This window comes from Capnocytophaga sp. oral taxon 324 str. F0483 (assembly GCF_000318315.2).
Lineage (GTDB): Bacteria > Bacteroidota > Bacteroidia > Flavobacteriales > Flavobacteriaceae > Capnocytophaga > Capnocytophaga ochracea.
Window position 1 is genome coordinate 1 of record NZ_KB291526.1, and the last position, 24,205, is coordinate 24,205.

At 39.0% G+C, this 24,205-nt stretch carries 17 protein-coding genes; 9 read left to right on the top strand and 8 right to left on the bottom strand.

The features are described 5' to 3' along the window. Positions 1 to 281: 281 nt before the first annotated feature. The 7 genes from tig to HMPREF9072_RS07320 all read left to right on the top strand — a co-directional run bounded on the left by tig (position 282) and on the right by HMPREF9072_RS07320 (position 7,403). Positions 282 to 1,610 (top strand): trigger factor, encoded by a 1,329-nt coding sequence (gene tig / locus HMPREF9072_RS07290; RefSeq protein WP_009411074.1) that lies wholly within the window; start codon positions 282 to 284, stop codon positions 1,608 to 1,610. A 232-nt stretch (positions 1,611 to 1,842) separates the two neighbouring features. Then, positions 1,843 to 2,502, top strand: coding sequence for an ATP-dependent Clp endopeptidase proteolytic subunit ClpP (clpP, locus tag HMPREF9072_RS07295; RefSeq protein WP_009411075.1), 660 nt, complete (start codon positions 1,843 to 1,845; stop codon positions 2,500 to 2,502). Beyond that, a complete protein-coding gene (clpX, locus tag HMPREF9072_RS07300; protein WP_009411076.1) occupies positions 2,502 to 3,734 on the top strand; it encodes an ATP-dependent Clp protease ATP-binding subunit ClpX in 1,233 nt (410 codons plus the stop codon). The genes clpP and clpX overlap by 1 nt, the downstream gene beginning before the upstream one ends. Before the next feature lie 63 nt (positions 3,735 to 3,797). After that, positions 3,798 to 4,400: a thioredoxin family protein gene (locus HMPREF9072_RS07305; protein WP_009411077.1), complete on the top strand. Its 603-nt coding sequence runs from the start codon at positions 3,798 to 3,800 to the stop codon at positions 4,398 to 4,400. Between the two features lie 30 nt (positions 4,401 to 4,430). Beyond that, complete coding sequence (locus HMPREF9072_RS07310) at positions 4,431 to 5,069, top strand: hypothetical protein (RefSeq protein WP_009411078.1); 639 nt, start codon at positions 4,431 to 4,433, stop codon at positions 5,067 to 5,069. Positions 5,070 to 5,073: 4 nt separating this feature from the next. Continuing rightward, positions 5,074 to 5,748, top strand: coding sequence for a tRNA (guanosine(37)-N1)-methyltransferase TrmD (gene trmD / locus HMPREF9072_RS07315; protein WP_009411079.1), 675 nt, complete (start codon positions 5,074 to 5,076; stop codon positions 5,746 to 5,748). Positions 5,749 to 5,774: 26 nt separating this feature from the next. Then, positions 5,775 to 7,403, top strand: coding sequence for an AMP-binding protein (locus HMPREF9072_RS07320; RefSeq protein WP_009411080.1), 1,629 nt, complete (start codon positions 5,775 to 5,777; stop codon positions 7,401 to 7,403). Here the strand turns inward: HMPREF9072_RS07320 and HMPREF9072_RS07325 are convergent. The 5 genes from HMPREF9072_RS07325 to HMPREF9072_RS07345 form a co-directional block, all read right to left on the bottom strand. Beyond that, a complete protein-coding gene (locus tag HMPREF9072_RS07325; RefSeq protein WP_009411081.1) occupies positions 7,400 to 8,893 on the bottom strand; it encodes a sulfatase in 1,494 nt (497 codons plus the stop codon). The genes HMPREF9072_RS07320 and HMPREF9072_RS07325 overlap by 4 nt on opposite strands. A gap of 366 nt (positions 8,894 to 9,259) precedes the next feature. Beyond that, on the bottom strand, positions 9,260 to 11,086 hold the full coding sequence (locus HMPREF9072_RS07330; protein WP_009411083.1) for a HEAT repeat domain-containing protein: 1,827 nt from the start codon (positions 11,084 to 11,086) through the stop codon (positions 9,260 to 9,262). 10 nt (positions 11,087 to 11,096) lie between these two features. Beyond that, positions 11,097 to 12,542: an SWIM zinc finger family protein gene (locus tag HMPREF9072_RS07335; protein ID WP_009411084.1), complete on the bottom strand. Its 1,446-nt coding sequence runs from the start codon at positions 12,540 to 12,542 to the stop codon at positions 11,097 to 11,099. Positions 12,543 to 12,873: 331 nt separating this feature from the next. Further along, positions 12,874 to 13,728 carry a hypothetical protein gene (locus HMPREF9072_RS07340; protein WP_009411085.1) on the bottom strand — a complete coding sequence of 285 codons (855 nt, stop codon included), beginning with the start codon at positions 13,726 to 13,728 and terminating at the stop codon, positions 12,874 to 12,876. 56 nt (positions 13,729 to 13,784) lie between these two features. Further along, a complete protein-coding gene (locus HMPREF9072_RS07345; RefSeq protein WP_009411086.1) occupies positions 13,785 to 14,747 on the bottom strand; it encodes a transketolase family protein in 963 nt (320 codons plus the stop codon). 281 nt (positions 14,748 to 15,028) lie between these two features. Between HMPREF9072_RS07345 and gltS the strand changes: the two genes are divergently transcribed. Then, positions 15,029 to 16,267, top strand: coding sequence for a sodium/glutamate symporter (gltS, locus tag HMPREF9072_RS07350; RefSeq protein ID WP_009411087.1), 1,239 nt, complete (start codon positions 15,029 to 15,031; stop codon positions 16,265 to 16,267). 257 nt (positions 16,268 to 16,524) lie between these two features. Here the strand turns inward: gltS and nagB are convergent, their stop codons facing one another. The 3 genes from nagB to HMPREF9072_RS07365 form a co-directional block, all read right to left on the bottom strand. Beyond that, positions 16,525 to 18,468, bottom strand: coding sequence for a glucosamine-6-phosphate deaminase (nagB, locus tag HMPREF9072_RS07355; RefSeq protein ID WP_009411088.1), 1,944 nt, complete (start codon positions 18,466 to 18,468; stop codon positions 16,525 to 16,527). 249 nt (positions 18,469 to 18,717) lie between these two features. Further along, positions 18,718 to 20,196, bottom strand: coding sequence for a cysteine--tRNA ligase (gene cysS / locus HMPREF9072_RS07360; protein ID WP_009411089.1), 1,479 nt, complete (start codon positions 20,194 to 20,196; stop codon positions 18,718 to 18,720). A 33-nt stretch (positions 20,197 to 20,229) separates the two neighbouring features. After that, a complete protein-coding gene (locus tag HMPREF9072_RS07365; RefSeq protein ID WP_009411090.1) occupies positions 20,230 to 21,174 on the bottom strand; it encodes a glycosyltransferase family 2 protein in 945 nt (314 codons plus the stop codon). Between the two features lie 355 nt (positions 21,175 to 21,529). Here HMPREF9072_RS07365 and gyrA point away from each other — a divergent pair, with 355 nt between their 5' ends. Further along, positions 21,530 to 24,055, top strand: coding sequence for a DNA gyrase subunit A (gene gyrA / locus HMPREF9072_RS07370; RefSeq protein ID WP_009411091.1), 2,526 nt, complete (start codon positions 21,530 to 21,532; stop codon positions 24,053 to 24,055). Positions 24,056 to 24,205: the final 150 nt, after the last annotated feature.

Sequence of the window (24,205 nt, forward strand, 5' to 3'; positions counted from 1 at the left end):
CGAAGAAAAGAAGGTGCGAGTCGCACGGGCAGATGAACAATGAATGAAGATAAGGTAAAAGAAACCTCTCCCTATTCACATACTGAGCTGGAGCAAACTTCCTCTCTGAGGAATGTAGCAACGCAAAGAATATTGTGAGATGAAAATGATTAAAAATTTAGGGTGAAGAAAAAAGTAAAATTAATGCTTTTAAAATATAAGAATTAGCATAAAGTTTTGCTATATAAAAAAAATGTACTACTTTTGCAAACTGAAAAATTTGGATTAATATTTTTTAAAAAATGAATATAAACAGAGAGCAAGTAGATGCTTTGAATGCTGTCATTAAGATAGCTATTGAAAAAAACGACTACGCCGATAAAGTAGAGAAAGTACTAAACGATTACAGAAAAACTGCTTCTATTCCTGGATTTAGAAAGGGTCACGTACCTGCTGGTATGATTAAAAGACAGTATGGAAAAGCTGTGAAGTTTGACGAAATCAACCGAGTGTTACAAGACTCGTTGTACAAATACATAGGCGATGAAAAACTCAATATTTTAGGTAACCCACTCCCCAAAGAGAAAAAAGACATCGACTTAGATGCCGATGACTTTACTTTTGAGTTTGAAATAGGCTTAGCTCCTGCTATCGAAGTAAACTTGCAACCTAAAAAAGGAATCGTTCGCTACGAAATTACCGTTACTGATGACCAAATCGACAAACAAATAGAACGCATTCAGAAACAATTTGGTAAACTCGTTGCCAAAGGCGAAGTTATAGATGATGACAGTCTTGAAGTAACTGGTACTTTCTTTAACGAGGAAAAAGGTATTGACTCTCAAGCTACTTTCACCTTAGAAGAACTCAGCAATGCTGTTCGCAAAGAGTTTGTAGGCAAAAAGATAGGTGACCAATTCCAATTGCAAACCAAAGGATTATTCAAAGATGCACACAGCTTAATGCACTACCTAAAAGTATCGCACGACGAAGCTCATCACTTAGATGTAGAAGTTACTTTTACGCTGGAAGAAGTGAATGAACGCGAAAAAGCTGCTTTAAACCAAGAATTGTTTAATAAACTCTTCCCTGATGGTTCTGTTACCACCGAAGAGCAATTGCGCAACAAGATAAGAGAAGGTGCTCAACAACAATACAATGAGCAAGCCGACCAGCATTTCTTAAACACCGTTACCGATTATTTGGTAGACAATACTCAGTTTGACCTCCCTGTTGCTTTCCTTAAAAAATGGTTGCGCACCGCTGGTGAAAAAGAACTTACTGAGCAAGAAGCGGAAAAAGAATACGAGCATTCAGAAAAAGGATTGCGTTATCAGCTTATCGAAGGCAAGGTAATGGAAGATAATAACTTGCACCCTAAATTTGAAGAGTTAAAAGACTTTGCGCGCACTTATATCAAAGCACAGTTATCTCAATACGGTATGCCTACCGATGACGATAGTTATGTAGACGGCATTGTAGACCGTGTATTACAAAACCGAGAAGAAGTACAACGCATTCAACAACAATTGGTATTTAAGAAACTCATTGAGTTTTACAAAGAAAATGTAAATACTGATGTAAAGAAAGTTACTTTCGATGAATTTGTAAAGTTAGCTTTCCCTGAATAGAACTTCACAAAAAACATAAAAAACCAGTCCAAAATTGCTAATGATAAATACCATTTCTGTATCTTACTTTGGCAATTTTGGACTACCCTTTTTAGGTAAAAGGTAAGAGATAAAAGGTAAAAACAGCTACACTTTGACAAAGTTTGATATTTTGTAGAAGTCTGTTAATCATTATCTAACCATACTTCCTAAAAAGATAACCTTTAATTATTAACAATTAATCATTAAAAAAGTGAATTTATCAGACGAATTTAGAAAATATGCTACTAAACAGCACGGTGTAAATAGTTTTTACTACGATAAGATTATCGGCAGTATGACCCCTTACATTATGGAGGAACGCCAGCTGAATGTAGCCCAAATGGACGTATTTTCGCGCTTGATGATGGATAGAATCATCTTCTTAGGCACCGATGTAAACGACCAAGTAGCGAATATTGTTACTGCGCAATTGCTTTTCTTGGAAAGTGTAGATAGTGCTAAAGATATTCAAATCTATATCAATTCGCCAGGGGGTAGCGTGTATGCCGGCTTAGGCATTTACGATACGATGCAGTTTATAAAACCTGATGTGGCTACTATCTGTACCGGTATTGCTGCTTCGATGGCTGCCGTATTGCTATGTGCTGGAACTGAGGGCAAACGCTCGGCATTGCCACACTCTCGTGTAATGATTCACCAACCTTCGGGAGGTGCACAAGGGGTAGCCAGCGATATGGAAATAAATCTAAAAGAAATGTTGAAACTCAAAAACGAACTCTACGAAATCATTGCCAAGCACTCTAAGCAACCTTTTGCAAAAGTGTATAAAGACTCAGAACGCGACTACTGGATGATAGCACGCGAAGCTAAAGAATATGGTATGATAGACGAAGTGTTAGAAAGAAAATAATGGCTAAAAAAGAAGTAGAATATTGTTCATTCTGCGGTCGTGCAGAACCCGAAACCGAGATGCTAATTCGCGGTATGGCTGGTAATATATGCAACTATTGCGTTGAACAAGCTAATATCATTATAGAAGAGGCATTCGGTACTAAAGCTCAAAAAGGGAAGCCTGTAGTATCGGGTGATATGACCTTAAAAACCCCACAAGAGATTAAAAAATTCCTCGACCAGTATGTAATAGGTCAGGACTTTACTAAAAAAATACTCTCAGTGGCGGTATACAATCACTACAAGCGTTTGCAACAACCCGATGCCGACGATGAAGTGGAAATACAAAAGAGTAACGTGATAATGGTAGGCGAAACGGGTACAGGTAAAACCTTAGTAGCACGCACCATTGCTAAGATGCTAAATGTGCCTATTGCCATTGTAGACGCTACAGTACTCACTGAGGCAGGCTATGTAGGTGAAGATGTAGAGAGTATTCTCTCACGCCTGTTGCAAGCTGCTGACTACGATGTGGAAAAAGCTGAAAGAGGCATCGTGTTCATAGACGAAATCGACAAGATTGCTCGCAAGAGCGACAATCCCTCTATCACTCGTGACGTATCGGGCGAAGGGGTACAACAAGCACTGCTAAAACTCCTCGAAGGCTCTGTGGTGAACGTACCTCCCAAGGGCGGACGCAAGCACCCCGATCAGAAGTATATAGAAGTAAACACCGAACACATCTTGTTTATTGCCGGAGGAGCTTTCGACGGCATTGAGCGTGTTATTTCTAAACGCCTGAATATGCAAGCGGTGGGTTACAATTCATCTAAAAATACACAAGTAGATAGGAAAAACTTGGTGCAATACATCATACCAAAAGACCTAAAAGACTTCGGTTTGATACCCGAGATTATAGGTCGTTTGCCGGTGCTTACCTATATGAATCCATTAGATAAACACACTTTGCGTATGATTCTTACCGAACCTAAGAATGCTATCATCAAACAGTATAAAAAACTCTTTGAGATGGATGGCATTAAATTTGATATAACAGAAGAAGCACTCGACTTTATCGTTGAGAAAGCCTTAGAGTATAAACTCGGCGCACGTGGTTTGCGTTCGCTATGCGAGAACATACTCACTGATGCGATGTTTGAGCTTCCTAATTCAGGCGTAAAAGAACTGACAGTAACCAAAGAATACGCTGAGGAAAAACTCAACAAATCGGCTTTGCAAATAGCTTCTTAAATTACAAAAGCAGGTGCGAGCTTGTAGCTCGTGCCTTACCTTTTAATTGTTAATTAATTGAATATGGATACAACACAAATCATTCGCAATAGCCTCCTAAAAGCTGTTTCTTACGAGACCTATCGCAACCTGATAGACAAGTATGCAACAGAAGGAAAATCGAGCGGAGAAGAACAAACCGAAGAACGCATATATTACACTGCTTTAAACCAAAAACGCTACAAACGCTTAGATAAGACCATAGAAATACCTGAAGATAAGGCTCAATTCTTTGCAAACTACCCTAAGAGTGTTTGTTTATTAGTGATTACCGAAAGTTGGTGTGCTGATGCGGCTCAAATTGTACCCGTAGTACATAAAATAGCGACCCTCAACCCTAAAATCACTATGAAACTTGTTTTTAGAGATGAGAATGAAGAGCTGATGAATCTTTTTCTTACCAATGGAGGTAAAGCCATTCCTGTAGTAGTGTTTTTAGACTTAGAAGATAAGGTATTAGCACATTGGGGCTCTCGTCCGTCAGTAGCTACTAAAATGGTAGAAGAAGAGAAAACTAAGAATGGTAAACTCACCCCTGAATTCAAAGAAGAACTACAAAAATGGTACAACCAGGACAAAGGAGCCACCATTGTAGACGATTTTATGAAGATAATGAAAACATTGTAACCTCAATTATTAATTTAAAATATAAGTTATATGAAAAAACTAATAATAATGATGGCACTTAGTGCCTTTTCTGCTGTATCAATTAAAGCACAAGATGCAACAACAACTTCATTTAGTTCACAGAAAACTGCTTCAACTACTGTGGAAGTACAACCTGAAGAACCAAAGCCTACCAGCCTACCCGAACAGTTCCAACGTATGATAGACAGAGCAGGGTCTTGGCAAAACTACAAAATGTTTGACAAAGTTAAGCTTGCCAGCTTTCAACGCAGTATGGCAGACAGCGTGAATAATATAAAATCACGTCTTGCTGCTGAAAAGGAAACAGTAAAAACTCACGAAGAAACTATTAAGACACTAAATGATAATATAGCCTCTTTACAAACTACCTTAGACCAGACCCGCAATGAGAAAGATAGTATGAATCTGTTTGGAGCTTTACTATCCAAAGGCTTATACAATACCATTATGTGGGGAATTATTATTGCTTTAGGAGTTCTATTAGTGCTGTATATTTACAAATACTCTAACGGAAATATCGTTACAAGAAAGTCTCTTCATCAATTATCAGAATTACAAGAGGAATACGAGAGCTATCGCAAAGCAGCTATTGAACGCGAACAGAAAGTGCGTCGCCAGTTGCAAGACGAAATAAACAAACATCGTTAGACTGATGCGTATTGATATTATATCGGTTGTTCCTGAACTAATGGAGAGTCCTTTTGGCTACTCTATTATAAAGCGTGCAATTGATAAACAATTAGTAGAAGTACATTTCCACAACCTGCACGACTATGCCAATAATGCCTACCGCCAAGTAGATGACTATCAGTTTGGTGGAGGAGCAGGTATGGTGCTAATGATAGAGCCTATCGATAAGTGTATTTCAGCACTCAAAGCTGAAAGAGATTATGACGAGGTGATATTCCTCACCCCTGATGGTGATACACTGCAACAAAAGATGGCTAACCAACTGTCGTTGGCTAAGAATCTTATCATCTTGTGTGGACACTTTAAAGGGGTAGACCAACGCGTACGCGACCACTTTATCACCAAAGAAATATCCATAGGTGACTATGTGCTTTCAGGTGGAGAATTAGGAGCTGCTGTACTCTGCGATGCAATTATTCGCCTTATCCCTGGTGTCCTCTCCGATGAAACTTCAGCCCTTACCGATTCGTTTCAAGACAACTTGTTGGCTCCACCAGTCTATACACGTCCTGCTAACTACAAGGGGTGGGAAGTACCCGAAATCCTTACCAGTGGCAATACCCCTAAAATAGAACAATGGCGGGAAAATATGGCTTATGAACATACCAAAGCCAAACGACCTGACTTACTGAAATAACAAAAAAATAACTTAAAATAATCCTTATGAATAAAAACTTAGCTTACACTTACGGAGCTTCCAATATCTCTCTTATAGGGGAGACTATCGACCAAAACCTTCGTAAAACAGTAGAAAAATACCCTAATAAAGAGGCTCTTATCTCCGTACATCAAAACTACCGAGTTACTTATACCGAGTTTTATAAGCAAGTGACAACGGTAGCGAAAGGGCTTATCGCCTTAGGTGTGAAACAAGGCGATAGGGTAGGTATTTGGTCGCCTAATTGCTATGAGTGGACGCTCTTGCAGTATGCTACCGCCAAAATAGGAGCGATAATGGTGAATATCAATCCTGCTTATCGTACCAGTGAACTGATTTATGTAATCAATCAATCAGGCATATCATACATCTTTGCTGCCCCTCAGTTTAAAAGTAGTAATTATAAAAAAATGATAAACGATGCGCGTGAGTTTACTGAAACTTTGCGTAAAGAAGTGTATTGGGGAGAGAGCTGGCAACATTTCTTAGCACACGGTGAAAAAGTTACCGACGAGAAACTACTTTCTTTTGAAGAGAAAGTGCAGTTTGATGACCCCGTAAATATACAATATACTTCAGGAACTACGGGCAACCCCAAAGGTGTTACACTTTCTCACCACAATATCCTCAATAACGGTTATTTTATCGGTATCCGAATGAATTATACCGAAAAAGACAGAGTGTGTATTCCTGTACCTTTTTACCATTGTTTCGGAATGGTTATTGGAAATCTCGCTTGTACAGTTCACGGGGCTACAATGGTAATCCCCAACGATAGTTTCGACGCTACTAAAACACTCGAAGCTGTAGAGAAAGAAAAATGTACTTCGCTTTATGGTGTGCCTACGATGTTCATCTCAGAACTGTATGTATTAGACAAACAGCCTTATGATTTATCAAGTCTGCGTACAGGGGTAATGGCAGGAGCTTTGTGTCCTCCTGAAATTATGAAACGCGTGAAAGAGCAAATGAATATGCACGAAATAACTATTTGTTACGGTATGACAGAAACTTCACCCGTCTCTACACAAACTAAAATAGGAGCACCTTTCGAGAAACAAATCTACTCGGTAGGAACTATTCACGACCACTTAGAGATTAAGATTATCAATCCTGAGACCAAAGCTATCGTCAAACGAGGTGAGAACGGTGAGCTATGCACCCGTGGCTATTCAGTAATGTTGAAGTATTGGAACAGTCCGCAAGCTACACAGCAGGTGATAGACGAACAGCGCTGGATGCACTCTGGCGATTTGGCTATGATGGACGAGGATGGCTATATTCATATCTCAGGTCGCATTAAAGATTTGATTATTCGCGGAGGTGAGAATATCTCTCCTAAAGAAATAGAAGACTTCCTCTATACCTATAAAGGAGTAATGGACGCGCAAGTAATTGGTGTCCCTAGCAAAAAATACGGCGAAGAAGTTATGGCTTGGATTAAACCTAAAGAAGGGGTTACCCTCACTGAAGAAGAACTCCACGACTTCTGCAAAGGGCGTATTGCTCATTATAAAGTGCCTCGTTATTGGAAATTTGTAGAAGAGTTCCCGATGACTATCTCGGGTAAAATACGCAAGGTAGAAATGCGTGAAATATCAGCGAGAGAACTTGGGTTAGAGGACGAAGATTAAGGTAAGGGAACTATTTTCCCTGTCTCTTTATTCATAGGCATCTGCGCCTTTACTTCTTTGAGGTAATGGCGCATTTTTTTTGTAAGTTGCTTTGCCTTACGAGGGTACTGCTTAATTAAGTTATGAGCTTCGCTTATATTTTCTTTAATATTGAACAGCTGTTTTTCACCCGTTTTGTGCATATATACTAATTTCCAATCGCCTTGCCTTATAGCACTCGAAGCTCCATAACCATAGCCTTCTACTGTATACCAATTGTTAGGACAATGCCAATAAAAGCAACGGTGCTCCTCTCCTACTCTTTTACCTTTTAAGGTCGCCAAAAAACTTTTCCCATCTACCTTTTGAGGTACTTTATAGTCTCTTATCTTCGCCACTTCCAAAAGCGTCGGAAATACATCCTCTATAATCACAGGTTGCTCCGTGCGCTTATTTGTGGGTAGTTGCCCTTGCCAAGAAGCTATCATAGGAACACGCACACCTCCTTCATAAGCCGAGCCTTTACCTGCTTGTAGCGGATAATTATGTGTATTAGGTTTCCCACCACGACCTACGGCACTCAGCCCTCCGTTGTCCGATAGAAACAAAATAAAAGTATCATTTTCTAACTGATGTGCTTTGAGGTAATCCAACACATCACCCAAACTCTTGTCCATAGCTTCTATCATCGAGGCATAACGTGCTTCAATAGGGTTTAAATGCTGATATTTAGCACTGAAACGCTTATCTTCCTCAATAGGAATATGCACTGCGTAATGTGAGAGATAGAGAAAAAACGGACGGTCTTTAGGTCGGTTATCTAATGTTTCAAGTGCTTCTAACGTAAGTGCTTCGGTTACCGAAATATCTTTCCCCCAATATTTTTCGAGGTCAGGAATCGCAAAAGCCGACGAAGGTTGTCCATCGGTACGATTGCCAAAATTAGTAAGCCCTGAATAGCTTGCAGGTCCTCCTCCCGCGTGCCCTGCAATATTCTTCTCAAATCCTAAATTCAACGGATTAGCCCCTAAGGTTTGAGTTGCCCCAAAGTGTGCTTTTCCTATGCAAATAGTGTAATAGCCAGCTTCTTTTAATAACTGAGGAAGCGCTTTAGCATAATAAGTGTGAGGTACATTAGGTATGGGTGAAATACCATTCACATTCCAATCGGGTGGTGTGAGTACGGCATCTTCCACATCGGTAGGGGTATTGTAGTGCAACGTCCAGTTAGTAACACGGTGGCGTGCCGCATTGCTACCGGTAAGTAAACTCACTCTGCTGGGCGAACAAATTGACGCCGCATAACCTTGCGTAAGCTGCACCCCTCGCGAAGCCAATCGCTCCATATTAGGCGTGTGATAAATATCGTTATTAGGAACACGTTCACTCCAAAAAGGCAAAGAAGTGTCTTCCCATCCCATATCATCTACTATAAAAACTACTATATTAGGGCGTTGTGCTTCAACTGTGAGAAAAAAGAGTGTTGAAGCAAGTAAAAAGAGTGTTCTCATTTTATTTAAAGTTTCAGCAAAAATACAACTTTTCAATTAAAGAAAATTATATATAACTAAAATAATAACTAAATTTCATCTTAGATAGAGTCTAAGTTGATCTTAGATATATTTATTGTTCGTCATTTGTTCGTCATTTGTTCGTCTGCCCGTGCGGCTCGCACCGTCATTTGTTCGTCTTTTGTTCGTCTTTTCATTATCTGCTTGTGCGGCTCGCACTATCTGCCTGTCGTGCTACGACTGACCGTGTAACTCGCACCGTCTATCCTATAAGCTTTGCATAAAAATCTTTATTCTAATTCACTACTAATCACTAACCATTAATCATTAACCATTCATTTGTGCTTTCATATCACACCCTTTTTGTTATCCTCTTTCTATCTCTTCTGCTATTTCTTTAAATATCTTTAACTTATTCTTCTCAGCCAAAAGTCTGAACTTCTGTGCGTATTCCTTAGGAAACTGCTTCCAAAAATCTGTGTCAGAAAGGTTATACAGAAAATAATAAGCATTTCCAGCCTTCATTTTTTCTAATGAGTGATAAACAAGCTCATACTTATTGGGTAAGTTTCGTTTTAAAATAAGGCGGTACAACCATATAGTGTCTTCTGAAAAAGTTTCTGAGAGTGCTTTCAAAAGCCATTCATCTAATGATTTTCCATCTTTTTCTAAGGCATCAAGTATAATAAAAGTATTTAATGCATAATTGTTATGGAGCTTTTTAAGACTACGGAGGAATGAATAAAACACAGGTATCCAACGAGGGTCTATTCTATCTACTCTCACCTCTGAACATTTACGAATTGTATAAGTATAATAACCATTAGTTCCACTAAATGCTTCTAACATACTTCCTGTTGCAAGTGATTTTCCAAGTGTAGTGCTAAATGTTTCAAATAGTTGTTCCTTACTAAAATTATCATTATTAAAAGCTCTCCAAAAAAAGTTTATCCACAAATCATTATAACCACTGTTAAAAGTGAGATATTGCTTATGCTTATCATAGAATGCCACTACCTTATCAGTTTCAAAGCTATTGAGAATACCCACTATTTTCATAGGTATGGGGTCATAAGTGTTCTTAAATAAACTTCTGCGAAGAGTGTTGAATTTCTGAGATTGTAGTAATTCAGATAAGAACTCATATACTTCATTACAATCCTTATTCTCCAAAATATCCAAATCAATAGCAAAGCGTTCAAAAGCATTGGTTACTGTTGCATTGTTATCTGTTTTTTCTATTGAAAGTAGTATGTTAAATTGCTCGTATACCTTTTTAAGAAAAGGTTGATAATATGAAGGTGTTGCTAATAAAGAAATAGCTTCAGCCAGAGCTTTTGCATTTCCTTTTGCTTTATTAGTTTCATAAAGTGCAAGTAACTTATCGATGCTACGTTGTGTCCCCAATATTGCTAATGCCTTATAGGAAGCCTCCCGTACCAACTTATTCTTGTCACCTGTAAGGCTCATAATAAAGTCTTCTGTTTGCGTATCTTTCTTCTCAGCTATTATGCTAATGGCTTCAGCTTGTAGGTTAGGTAAACTCTCACTGAATATCTTATCCGTTAGGCTATCCATCTCGGCATACTTTAACTGGTACAATAATCGCAAACGGCGTACGTTTTCAGTCCTATCCTCTAAACGAAAATCCGATAGCAGGAAAGGGAGCATTGCTTGACCACAAGTGGGAATAATAGTTTGGAGTACATAATCGGCGAGTTCAGTATACTTATCAGCCAAGGCATAGCTCAAATAACCAAAGGTACGAGAATCTTTAAATATACCACGTTCAAAAGCGTCTTTAAGTACTTCTAAACGTCCTGAGTTACTTTGGGTAAGAGCTTGCAATACAGGTTTCAGTTGTAAATACGAATAGGTTGTATTCACATCGGCTATAGATACATTGGGTTCTTGTAGGGCTTTGGTAGCTTCTGCTTGTATAGTAACGCCTTGTGTATAGAGCACCGAATAGAGCAAAGTGGAAACATTTAATAGCTTTTCGGCAGATTGCTGGCTTTCAACTTGTAGCAATGCTTCTACTTCTTGGGCTAATTTATTAAATACCGGAGCCTTTTCTCCCAATTTCTTGAGTATAGGAATGTACTTCTGCAAGCGAGGGTCATTTTTAGCAAACTTACTTCCTGCTATGAACAGGCGGTTAAGTTCTTGTTGTAAATCGTATAAAGGTTTCATATCTAATATGCTAATATAATAAACGGATAATTTTATCAGGGGTAATGAGCGACATTGGTTGAGCAGACAAAAGTCCACTGGCTACATCATTATGCATCATTGCTGTGAGGGTGAGCCCTTCGGCGTTGGAGGGCAAAAAAGCTTTCAAATTGCCCGTTGGGGATACAGCCCCTTCTCCTATATCTTTCAAGGTGATGGCAAAACCATTGGCATCTTCTACAACCAAATCCTCCCCTACTCTATAAGCTTTATGCAGTGCTAAAAGTACTACAGGATGCTTGTCCATCAGTGGATTTTTTATAGTGTTCTTTACACTCTTGATAGTATCAGCAAACTGAGTCGATGCCCATTGCTTAATGGTAGTAAGGTCTGTTTTTTGTAGAGGACGTTCCGTTATACTGTCTGCTTCCCAACGAATACGAGGATTGGTATCGCCAGGGTAAATATATAAGTCTTTCAGTTGTAAAACACCAAACATAGTGTTCTCTTCCTTGATGTACTTTGCTGCCTTGTAAGGACGATAATTCATCGTCTTGAATATCTTGCCTGTAGTTAGGTTAAGCCATAATCCTTCGTCTACATATTCTTTGCGCGCTTCATTGTCATAACTATTAAACGAAAGCTGTACAAGGCTTGCATTTTCCTCATAAAGTCCATATTGCATTAGCTCTACTAACTTCCATACATAGCCTATCTGCTCTTCAATAGCTGAAGATAGTTCAGGTAACCCTTCTGGATCCTCTTTGCGGGCTTTTAGATATTCAGAGGCTTTTTTTAGTAAAGCTGAAAGATAATTTAAGTTATTTACTACCTCTGTATATTCTTCCTCTTCTACTTCTTCAAGTGACAAAAGTAGGTTATTGAAAGCCGTTTGTATACCGCCTATATAGTAGTTGCCCAATTCTTTTATTTGAGTTCTAAGAGTGGTGCGTAATTTAGCATCTATTGAAGAAAGTCCTGTACTGACTATATCGCGCAAAAGTTTCTGAGCTGTATCAATACCTATAAGCTGAGTGTCTACTTTCTTAACAAAAGCCGTTTTATTTACCTTCTTAGGTTTATCAGCTTTCTCTTTGATAGACTCTTTTTCTTGAGTTTTCTTTTCCTGTCTTTTCTCTATCTTTTCACGCTTAGTAGTAATATCTTCTGGCACCTCACCTTCACTAAATTGACTCTTATCTGCCTCAAAGCAATACAATAAACCAATAGCGTGTTTGCAAGGAAACTGACGGCTAGGGCAATTGCAACGAAACACTGGGTTATGGCTATCTATATAGTCAGCTGAGCAATAATAAGGATTTTTACCACTTCCTGCACATTCACCCCATATAAGGTTCTTTTCAGCATTGATTTTTAGATTAGTAAATTTTCCCTTCTTTTGTAAATCTCGCCCTTTTTTAGCTGCTTCGGCATTAGGAGCGAGTTCTTCAATCTTTTGTTGTGTTACTTCTATCATATTGTATTGTGAATTATATGGTTTTATCGGAACATAAACAACTTATTATCCTTTTATGAAAGTGAAAGCTACAAAACGGAACGCAGTCGATGGCAATGTTTAAGTTCAAGACCTCTATACCCACAAAGACAAAGACTATAACAAAGTTTTAATTATGATGTGATAAACATCAGCGGGGGTAACACACATTCCCCTTATTAAAAACTGTTTGGGTATAGAGCGAAATATCAATAAGTGTGTTTGCTATCTAATGAAAAATCCGCTTTGTAGCTTTCTAAATTGGTATGATGTAAATCTGTTATAGGTCAACTATTTTACACCGCACCAAACCCTATTTCTTTAAAAGGTGTTCAATAGTACTTTTATAACTGTTAGGCACTACGATTCTAAAACCTGCAACCATTTCCTTTATTTTCATCAATTCAGATGTTTTTTCTACTACTAGAGCAGTTACCTTTTTCTGACGTTCTTGTTGCAACTTTTGAAGTTCTTGTTCATATTGCAATTGAGCATTATTCTGGAACGTACGAAACTGAGCCTTATAAAAGTTTACTTCACTTTCAACCTCGCGATGCTGAGCTAATAACTGTTCTTGCAGTTCTTGTAGCTCAGCGAGGTCGTACAGAGGTACATTCTTTACTTTAAATACCTGCTCACCTACTTGTTTTAAGGTAATAAGTTCTTTCTTAGTGAGATTTGCTCGTACTTCATCAAAATTATGAATATACTTCCCAATGTGGGCTGCTTTAGCTTCAGCTTCCTTATATCGTACTACTTCTTCAAGTGATAAAGTTTTGAGGTAATCCTCTATGGTAACCTCTCTAAGCCGATTGAGGTGTTCATAGTCAATTGGTTTTACTTCTGCTTCTGCTTCAAGTTGTATATTGGTTAGCTTTTTTGTTAGCACATCTAATCGAGCTTCCTTCTCCTTAATTGCCGTACGCAAATAAGCTGAGATTGCATATAGCGACCCTATTTCAGTGAGCTTACCTCCGATATCTTCTACCTTCTCAAAGTTATCCAAAGGTTCCCCATCAATACTTGAAGTATGAGTTTCAATAGTATTAACAAGGTCTTGAATGGGTTTGAGTCGTTCTTTAATACGCTCACATACGTAGTTAGCCTCTGATGAGGTAAGTCCAGAGGTATTAAAATAAGGATTCTTGGTTTGTAAATAATCTATCATAAACAATTTGCTTTTTATTTATTTTACCAAATAAATTAGTAATTTTTTATCTTCCCTTAATGGGTAGTTTTTCTTTTGAGTACTTTCTCAACTGCTTTCAAGATACCTTCTTTGTCTAAACCGTACTTTTGCATTAGCTGATCGGGAGTTCCACTTTCACCAAAGGTGTCGTTTACAGCCACAAATTCCTGTGGAACAGGATAACGCTGTGTAAGCACACGAGCTATGCTCTCACCTAATCCACCATAGTAATTATGCTCTTCACAAGTTACTACTGCTTTAGTCTTCTTTACTGAAGTAAGAATAAGCTCTTCGTCTAACGGTTTAATAGTGTGGATATCGATAACTTCTGCTGAAATACCTTTTTGCTCTAATTCCTCACAAGCCAAAAGAGCTTCCCATACTAAATGTCCTGTAGCGATAATAGTAACGTCCTTCCCTTCGTTTAGCAAAATACCTTTTCCTATTTCAAAGGTTTGGTCTTCAGGAGTAAAGTTTGCTACCGTAGGACGACCGAAACGCAGGTAAACAGGACCTACATAATCAGCAATGGCAATAGTAGCAGCTTTCGTTTGATTGTAATCACAGGGATTGATAACTACCATATTAGGAAGCATTTTCATCAAACCAATATCTTCTAATATTTGATGGGTAGCTCCATCTTCTCCGAGAGTAAGCCCAGCGTGAGAGGCACAAATTTTTACGTTTTTATTTGAATAAGCTATCGACTGGCGTATTTGGTCATACACACGCCCTGTAGAGAAAGCTGCAAAGGTACCTGTAAAAGGTATTTTACCTCCAATAGCAAGACCAGCAGCAATACCCATCATATTTGCCTCAGCAATACCTATTTGAAAGAAGCGCGTAGGGTTCTCCTCGATAAATTTTTCCATCTTCAATGAGCCAATCAAATCGGCACAAAGAGCAACTACATTAGGGTTCTTACGTCCTAACTCAGCAAGTCCTGCCCCGAAACCACTTCGGGTGTCTTTTTTTCCTGTATCAATATATTTTTTCATCGGTAAATGAGTGTTATTCTTTTTGAGCGACAAAAGTAATACTTTTTATCTTTTTTTCCTAACAAAACTTTCTATTTCTGCATAAACAAAATAAATGAAAAGCAGAAACGCCTCTATAAGCATAAGAAAAAAACTAATTAGTTCTATCACAAGCTATCGTTTTAAATTAAGAGTAAAGATAGTAAACATTCATTACTTACAGTTTTTTTTGTTTATTTATTTCTTCAGTAAAATAATCTTTTGTACTTTTAGCCCCTCATTAAATCTATATCTCGCTTATTATGGATATGAAAACCATTATCATCGACCCTTATTACACCCTGATTGTCGCTACAATAGTGTTGCTCGTAGGGCGACTATTAGTGCATAAAATTAAATTTTTAAGAAACTTCAATATACCCGAACCTGTAGCGGGCGGATTGTTAGCAGCAGTATTTATCTATCTGCTGTATACTGCCACAGGCATTTCCTTAGAGTTCAATAACAGCTTGCAAGATGCTTTTATGCTATTTTTCTTTTCGTCCATAGGTTTGAGTGCCGATTTCTCTCGACTAAAAGCTGGTGGTAGAGGGCTAATTATTTTCCTGGGGGTGGTCGCCCTCTTTATTGTAGTACAGAACTCTGTGGGGGTGGGCTTAGCAAGTGCCTTGGGGCAAAACCCTGTTATGGGACTCATCACGGGCTCTATAACACTTACTGGCGGACACGGAACGGCAGGTGCTTGGGGTAAAATATTAGAAACCGACTACGGTATAAAAGGAGCTACTGACCTGGGAATGGCTTCGGCTACCTTCGGATTGGTACTCGGCGGACTTATTGGTGGTCCCATAGCACGCAAGTTAGTGAACAATATAGGAAAAAACCCTATTACTGAAAAACAAAGTACTGACACCGTAGCCGATAACGTAGTAGAAGTTTTTGAAAATGCAATTAAACAACGCCTCATCACTTCTAAATCAGCGATAGAAACAATGGCACTATTTGCTGCTTGCCTATCGTTTTCAGCTATAATGGTATCACCCACAGTAACTGCCTTCTTCCCAGAGAGATTCACTATTCCTCAGTTTGTATGGGCATTGTTCTTTGGGGTACTCTTGCGCAATGTGCTCACCAGAGGCTTTAGTGTAAATATGTTCGACCGCGCTATCGATGTGTTTGGCAACGCTTCTCTGAGTTTGTTTTTAGGCATCGCCCTCTTAAACCTCAAACTGTGGCAATTGCTTGATTTAGCCCTCCCGATGCTCATTATTTTGGCAGTGCAAACCTTTGTGATGTGCTCTTATGCCTATTTTGTTACCTTCCGCCTGATGGGTAGCAACTACGATGCTGCTGTACTCTCAGCAGGACACTGCGGTTTTGGTATGGGTGCCACCCCTACGGCAGTCGCCAATATGCAGTCGGTAACCGAGCGTTTTGGACCTTCACACAAAGCCTTCTTGATAGTGCCAATGGTAGGGGCTTTCTTTATCGATTTCATCAATGCTTTTATTTTAACTACCTTTATTAGTTTGTTGCAATGATAATAGCCGAATGATTAATGGTAAAAATAGGGTTAGCTTATAGAAAGTTTATAGGATAAACGAACAAAGACAAAAAAAGTATTAGATTCTGAAAAACCAAAAGGTTTATTCTATCAAAACATAATGGACAATATTCGTGGTAAAACACTAAATAAAATGAGGCTATCTAATAATAGATAACCTCATTATTTTTTAGATTGATAACAATCTTTTAAAACTTTTTAGAAAAGTTTCTTCTATAAAAATCTATTAAATTCTTAGAAGAAGTAACGTTTGAAAGCTTCGATAGCAGCATAGTCGGCGAAGCCTAAATTGCGGTAACGACGAGCTGTTTCGCTGTTACGAGCTTCGGCGCGTTGCCAGAATTCGCGCAAGTCGTCTCCTTGGAACATAGCACCATCTTTTTGAGATTGGTGGAAGAAGATAGCTTGACGTTTTTTGAGTACTTGTGCTGGGCTCATAGGGACTGCCATTTCTATTTCGTGGATATCCCATTCGTGCCAAGCACCACGGTACAACCATACCCAGCAGTCTTTCATATAATCTTTGTGTTTTAAGTTTTTCAAAGCCGCAAAGATGGCATCAAGACATACTTTGTGAGTACCGTGAGGGTCGGCGAGGTCACCAGCGGCATAGATTTGGTGAGGTTTTACTTCTTCAATCAAATCCATAATGATTTTGATATCGGCTTCGCCTATAGGGTTCTTTTTCACACCACCTGTTTCGTAGAAAGGCAAGTTGAGGAAGTGTACGTGTTTATCAGGCACACCTTCGTAGCGTGTAGCTGCCAATGATTCGTGGCGACGGATGTTACCCTTGAGTTGGCGTACGAGGAGGCTATCGATTTCGTTAGATTTTTTGTTGGTGATGTTGCTAATAATCTCGTTGATTACAGCTACTTCAGTTTTGTTTTCTTTGGCTATATCTTTGAATACTTCGACGAATTTAAGTGCTTCGTGGTCGGATACGGCAAAGTTACCGGAAGTTTGGTAAGCTACGTGTACTTCGTGACCTTGAGAAACTAAGCGGTCGAAAGTGCCTCCCATAGAAATCACGTCGTCATCGGGGTGAGGACTGAAGATGATTACGCGTTTTTTGTGAGGATGTTCGCGTTCAGGGCGGTTGGTATCGTCGGCATTAGGTTTACCACCTGGCCATCCTGTAATAGTGTGTTGCAAGCGGTTGAACATAGCAATGTTCAAATCGTAAGCAGGACCTGATTCTGCCAAGAGTTTGGACATACCGTACTCGTTGTAATCAGAATCTGTAAGTTTGAGGATTGTTTTACCCAAGTGTTCGCAAAGCCAAACAATAGCTTTAGCTTTGAGGTCTTCGTCCCATTGTACATCGGTAACGAGCCAAGGGGTTTTGATACGAGTAAGATCGGCAGAAGCCTCTTCGTCTAATACAAAAGTAGTGTTTTCGTGGAGTTGGAGGTAGCTTGAAGGTACTTCGGCAGTGATATCGCCTTCTACGGCTTTGGCTACGATAGAGGCTTTACTACTACCCCAAGCAAGCAATACGATGCGGTGTGCTTTTAACACTGTGCGGATACCCATTGTAATGGCTTGACGAGGTACATTGTCGATACCGTGGAAGGTTTCGGCAGCATCGGAACGAGTGATGTGGTCTAGAGTGATGATGCGGGTACCAGAATTGCGGTTAGAACCAGGTTCGTTAAAGCCGATATGACCGGTACGACCGATACCAAGGAGTTGGAAATCGAGTCCGCCACATTCTTCGATTTTTTTGTCGTAATTAGCGCAGTAGGCTTCTAATTCGTCGTGAGGTACAGTTCCGTCAGGGATATTGATATTTTCCTTAGGGATATCAATATGGTTGAAAAGGTGCTCGTGCATAAAGTACCAATAACTTTGTATATCCTGTTTTTCCATTGGATAATACTCGTCTAAGTTGAAGGTAATTACGTTTTTGAAGCTAAGACCTTCTTCTTTGTGCATACGCACGAGTTCGTCGTAAACTTTCACTGGAGAGGAGCCAGTGGCTAAGCCTAATATACATTTTTTGCCTTCGGCTTGTTTCTTTTTAATAAGGTCGGCGATTTCGTGTGCGACACTAATTGAAGCGGTTACTGAGTTCGAGAAAACAACGTTGTAGATTTTCTCGAAACGAGTTTCCTCAACAGAGCCAGCAGGCTGATGAGCAATTGATGAAACTTCTTTTCTGATATGTGTTCTCATTTTTGTTAATGAATAATTATTATAATTTCAGTTTTGACCCTGCAAAAGTATTTCTTTTTTACAAATTACACAAATAAATTTAACATTTCTTTATAGTATCTTTTTATAGAGCATTCTAAGAACTTAAAGCATAGATAATTTGGTTCATAAATCAAATTATTAAACACCTAATAATCACCATAAAGACGAATCTCTACATTCTCTGAATTAAGTACTACTGAGCTCTTTGTTTCAACCGCAACAGTTGTTTTAATTTACACTATAACTAGTTCCCTCCTTACCGTCTTTGAGCTGAATACCCAATGCAAGGAGTTCATCACGAATTTTATCGGAAAGCGCCCAATCTTTATTGGCACGAGCTTCCATTCGCATATTGATAAGCAACTGGAGCACGCCGTCGAGCTTGTCATTGTTATTAGCCGTTTGTTGCTCACTTTGTAACCCCAATACATCAAAAACAAAAGCATTCATCAGTTCTTTCAACTCCTTGAGCTCTATTACCGAAATTCTCTCTTCATCATTTTTTACTTGGAATATCCACTTTACAGCTTCAAAAAGATGGGCTATGAGTATAGGTGAATTGAAATCGTCTAACAGTGTATGGTAGCATTTTTGTTTCCATTCGGCTATAGGGAGCGAAGTTGGAAGCTCTGTATCAGTAGTAAGTTCATTTAATATCTTCATCGCTTCCATAAGTCTGTTAAAGCCTTTTTCAGCAGCGAGCATAGCTTCGTTAGAAATGTCAAGTACACTACGATAGTGTGCTTGCATAAAGCAAAAGCGAATAACAGTAGGAGCAAAAGGTTTCTCAAAAAAAGTATTCTCTCCGCTGATGAGTTCCATAGGCAATATATAGTTACCAGTAGATTTACTCATACGTTGCCCGTTCATTGTGAGCATATTAGCGTGCATCCAGTATCGTACGGGACTTTCTCCGTGACCCGCTTTACCTTGTGCAATTTCGCATTCGTGGTGTGGGAACTTTAAGTCCATACCGCCTCCGTGAATGTCAAATTGGTTACCGAGGTATTTGGTACTCATCACCGTACATTCTAAGTGCCAACCTGGGAAGCCGTCGCCCCAAGGTGATGTCCAACGCATAATGTGGGCAGGAGAAGCTTTCTTCCAGAGCGCAAAGTCCTGAGGATTGCGTTTTTCACCTTGCCCATCTAAATCACGAGTATTGGCAAAGAGTTCTTCTATATTGCGTCGAGAGAGCTCCCCATAATTGAGTCCGCGTTTGTTGTATTCAAGTACATCGAAGTATACAGAACCATTGCTTTCATAAGCAAATCCGTCTTTTAAGAGTTTTTCGGTAAGCTGTATTTGCTCCAATATATGTCCTGTAGCAGTAGGCTCAATAGTAGGAGGCAGTAAGTTAAATATCTCTAATACTTTATGGAAATCTACAGTGTATTTTTGTACAATTTCCATAGGTTCGAGTTTTTCGAGACGTGATTGTTTTACAAAGCGGTCGTTGTTCACATCACCGTCATCGGTAAGGTGACCTGCATCGGTAATATTGCGTACATAGCGCACTTTGTAACCTAAGAATTTAAGCGCACGATACACAAAATCAAACGACATAAAGGTACGCACATTGCCTAAATGCACATTGCTGTATACAGTAGGGCCACATACGTACATTCCTACATTGTTTTCGTGTAAGGGTACAAACACTTCTTTTTCTCCTGTTAAGGAATTAAATATTTTTAATTGATGTTCCATTACTGTTATATTATCTACTAATTTGCTAATTTACTAATTTGTTAATTCCCTAATTTTATATCTCTCTTCGTTACTTTTAGTCTTTAAAATAATTTCTCCCAAAAAGCCTGCAATAAATAGTTGTGTGCCAATGATCATAGTGGTAAGCGCAAGGTAAAACTGAGGTCTATCAGCAATAAGGCGACCGTGTGGATTGATAAATAATTTATCAATACCAAGGTAAGCCGAAAACAAAAAACCTATAAAGAACATCAGTACTCCCAATGCTCCAAAGAAGTGCATCGGGCGTTTACCGAAATGGGATAGAAAACTAATGGTGATAAGGTCTAAAAAACCATTGATAAACCTATTCATACCGAATTTGGTCACACCGTATTTGCGGGCTTGGTGTTGTACAACTTTCTCGGTAATGCGGTTGAAACCAGCGTTCTTTGCCAATACAGGAATATAGCGATGCATCTCACCTGATACTTCAACATTCTTTACAACCTCTTGTTTGTAGGCTTTGAGTCCGCAGTTGAAATCGTGGAGGGTGAGACCTGAGGTTTTGCGCGCTGCCCAGTTGAAGAGTTTAGAAGGCAGATTTTTTGCCAATACCGAATCATAACGTTTTTTCTTCCAACCCGATACAAGGTCATAACCCTCTTGGGTAATCATATTATAAAGAGCAGGAATCTCATCCGGACTGTCTTGCAGGTCGGCGTCCATAGTAATCACTACTTCACCTTGTGCTTGTTTGAATCCTGCGTGCAATGCTTGTGATTTTCCGTAATTGCGCAAAAAACGAATACCCTGTACATTAGTATCTTTACCCGATAACTCTTTGATTACCTGCCAAGAATTATCAGTACTACCATCGTCTACAAAGATAATTTCATAAGAATAACGGTGTTCAGTGAGTACTTTGTGTAGCCACTGATAAAGTTCAGGTAGCGATTCTTGTTCGTTGAGAAGCGGTATAACGATTGATATTTGCATCTTATAACAATTTGAAGTGCAAAAGTAATAAATTAATAATGAATACCAATAAATGTAGCAAATAAATTCATTTTTATCATCATATAACTTGTTTATATGAATGATATAAGGTTAATCACTTTAAAATACGATTTCATAGATAATAACACTGCATTTTCACCTATCAGAGGCTATTTTACTTAATCTATAGCACTATTTTTCTTCTTTTCTATTAATTTTTTATAAGTTATTTTTACACTTACTATCAAACACTTACAGTTTAATGATGAAAAAACAAACATTTTTTTATTGCCAATATAAAAAAAGGTTGTATCTTAGCACGCTAATTTATATAACAGATACCTATTAATATATTATGACAGAAGGAGAAAAACTGATTCCTGTAGACATCAGCGATGAAATGAAATCTGCCTATATCGATTATTCGATGTCGGTAATCGTTTCACGTGCATTGCCCGATGTTCGTGATGGTTTAAAACCTGTACACCGCCGTGTACTTTACGGTATGTACGATATGGGAGTGCTCAGCAATCGCCCTTATAAAAAGTCGGCTGCTATTGTGGGTGAGGTTCTCGGTAAATACCACCCTCACGGCGATACAGCTGTTTACGATACTATGGTGCGTATGGCACAATATTGGAGTTTACGCTATATGCTTGTAGACGGACAAGGTAACTTCGGTTCAATGGGTGGTGATCCCCCTGCCGCAATGCGTTATACCGAAGCCCGTATGCGTAAATTCTCCGAAGAAATGCTCTCAGATATCGATAAGGAGACAGTTGACCACCAACTTACTTATGACGACTCTCGTGAAGAGCCTATCGTACTCCCTACACGCATCCCTAACCTATTGGTGAACGGTTCAGCAGGTATCGCAGTAGGTATGGCTACCAATATGGCTCCTCATAACCTTAATGAAGTTATCGATGGAACTATTGCTTATATCGACAATAACGATATTGAAATCGATGAACTCATTAAATACATCAAAGCTCCTGATTTTCCTACGGGAGGTATTATCTATGGTTATGAAGGCGTAAAAGAAGCCTTCAAAACAGGACGCGGACGAGTAATCATTCGTGCCAAAGCTGAGTTTCAAGAAATAAAAGGTAAAGATTGTATTGTAGTAACCGAAGTCCCTTATCAAGTCGATACATCTGTGCTTTTGAAAAAAACATCTGACCTCGTAAAAGAAGGTAGGTTAGAGGGTATCACCGATGTACGCGATGAATCAGCTCGTGGTAAAATACGTATCGTTTATATTCTCAAACGCGATGCAGTCCCTAATGTAGTGCTCAACAATCTCTTTAAGCATACCGAGCTACAAACCTCATTTAGTGTTAATAACATCGCCTTAGTAAAAGGGCGCCCTCAGTTGTTAAACCTTAAAGACCTTATCTTTCACTTCGTAGAACACCGTTATGACGTAGTGTATAGACGTACCGACTATGAACTTCGCAAAGCCAAAGAGCGTATTCATATTTTAGAAGGGTATATGAAGGTGATGGCAACCGAGGACACTATGGGTAAAGCTATTGAGATTATCCGTTTCCACGATAAACCTAAAGAAGATTTAATTGCCGAATTCGACCTTACCGATGTACAAGCCGAAGCTATCTTGGCGTTAGCACTACGTCGTATCAATAAGGTTCTTATCCAACAAACAAAAGAAGAATACGAAGAAAAGCTGGCTGAAATACGCGATTTAGAAGATATCTTAGCCCGCAAAGAACGTCGTACCGAAATTATTAAGGAAGAACTACTAGAAATAAAAGAGAAGTATGGCGATGAGCGTCGTTCTACCATTGAATACGCAGGGGGCGAATTCAGTGTAGAAGATATGATTCCTGATGATAAAATGGTAATTACCATCTCACACGCAGGCTATATCAAACGCACTCAGCTTAGTGAATATAAGACCCAAAGCCGTGGCGGTGTAGGACAAAAAGCCTCTACCACACGCGACCAAGATTTCTTAGAACACCTCTTTGTAAGTTCTAATCACCAATATTTATTATTCTTTACTCAAAAAGGTAAGTGTTTCTGGATGCGTGTATACGAAATACCAGAAGGTAGCAAAACTGCCAAAGGTCGTGCTATACAAAACCTTATCAATATCGAATCCGATGATAAGATTAAGGCTTTCGTGAGTGTACAAAACCTCAAAGATGAAGACTACATCAGCAACAATTACCTCATTATGGCTACTAAAAAGGGTATTGTTAAGAAAACGCTTCTCAAAGAATACTCTCGTCCACGCCAGAATGGTATCAATGCCATCACTATTAAAGAAGGTGACGAACTTATTGAAGCAAAACTTACCTCAGGCAGTAGCCAGTTGATGTTAGCCGTTAAATCAGGTCGTGCGATTCGTTTTGCCGAAGACAAAGTGCGTGCCGTAGGGCGTAATTCGCAGGGGGTTCGTGGTATCGACTTAGATACTGAAAACGATGAGGTAGTAGGTATGATTGCTATTGAAAACCCACGCGAAGAGACTGTATTGGTAGTATCAGAAAACGGTTATGGTAAACGTTCCTATATTGATGACCCCGAAACACACGAAGCCGTATATCGTATTACTAACCGTGGTGGTAAAGGGGTAAAAACCATTTCTATTACCGAGAAAACAGGTCAGTTAGTAGCCATTAAAAGCGTTTTAGAAGGTGAAGATTTGATGATTATCAATAAATCAGGTATTGCTATTCGTTTATCAATCGATACCCTTCGTATTTTAGGACGTGCTACTCAAGGCGTAAAACTCATCAATATCAAAGGTAAAGACTCTATTGCCGCCGTTACTAAGGTAATGAAAGAAGATGACGATGAGAGCACTGAAGAAGCTCCTACTAATGATAATGAACCTTTAAATACTCAGGAATAAAATTTGTGTTCATAATTAATTAAATAAAAAAAGCCCGTAATACTGCGTATTACGGGCTTTTTTTCTACCCTAATCTACCCACCTTACCTCCGCTATTCCTTTAACCACCGTTCGTCTTTTCTTTATCTGCCCGTGTGGCTCGCACCGTCT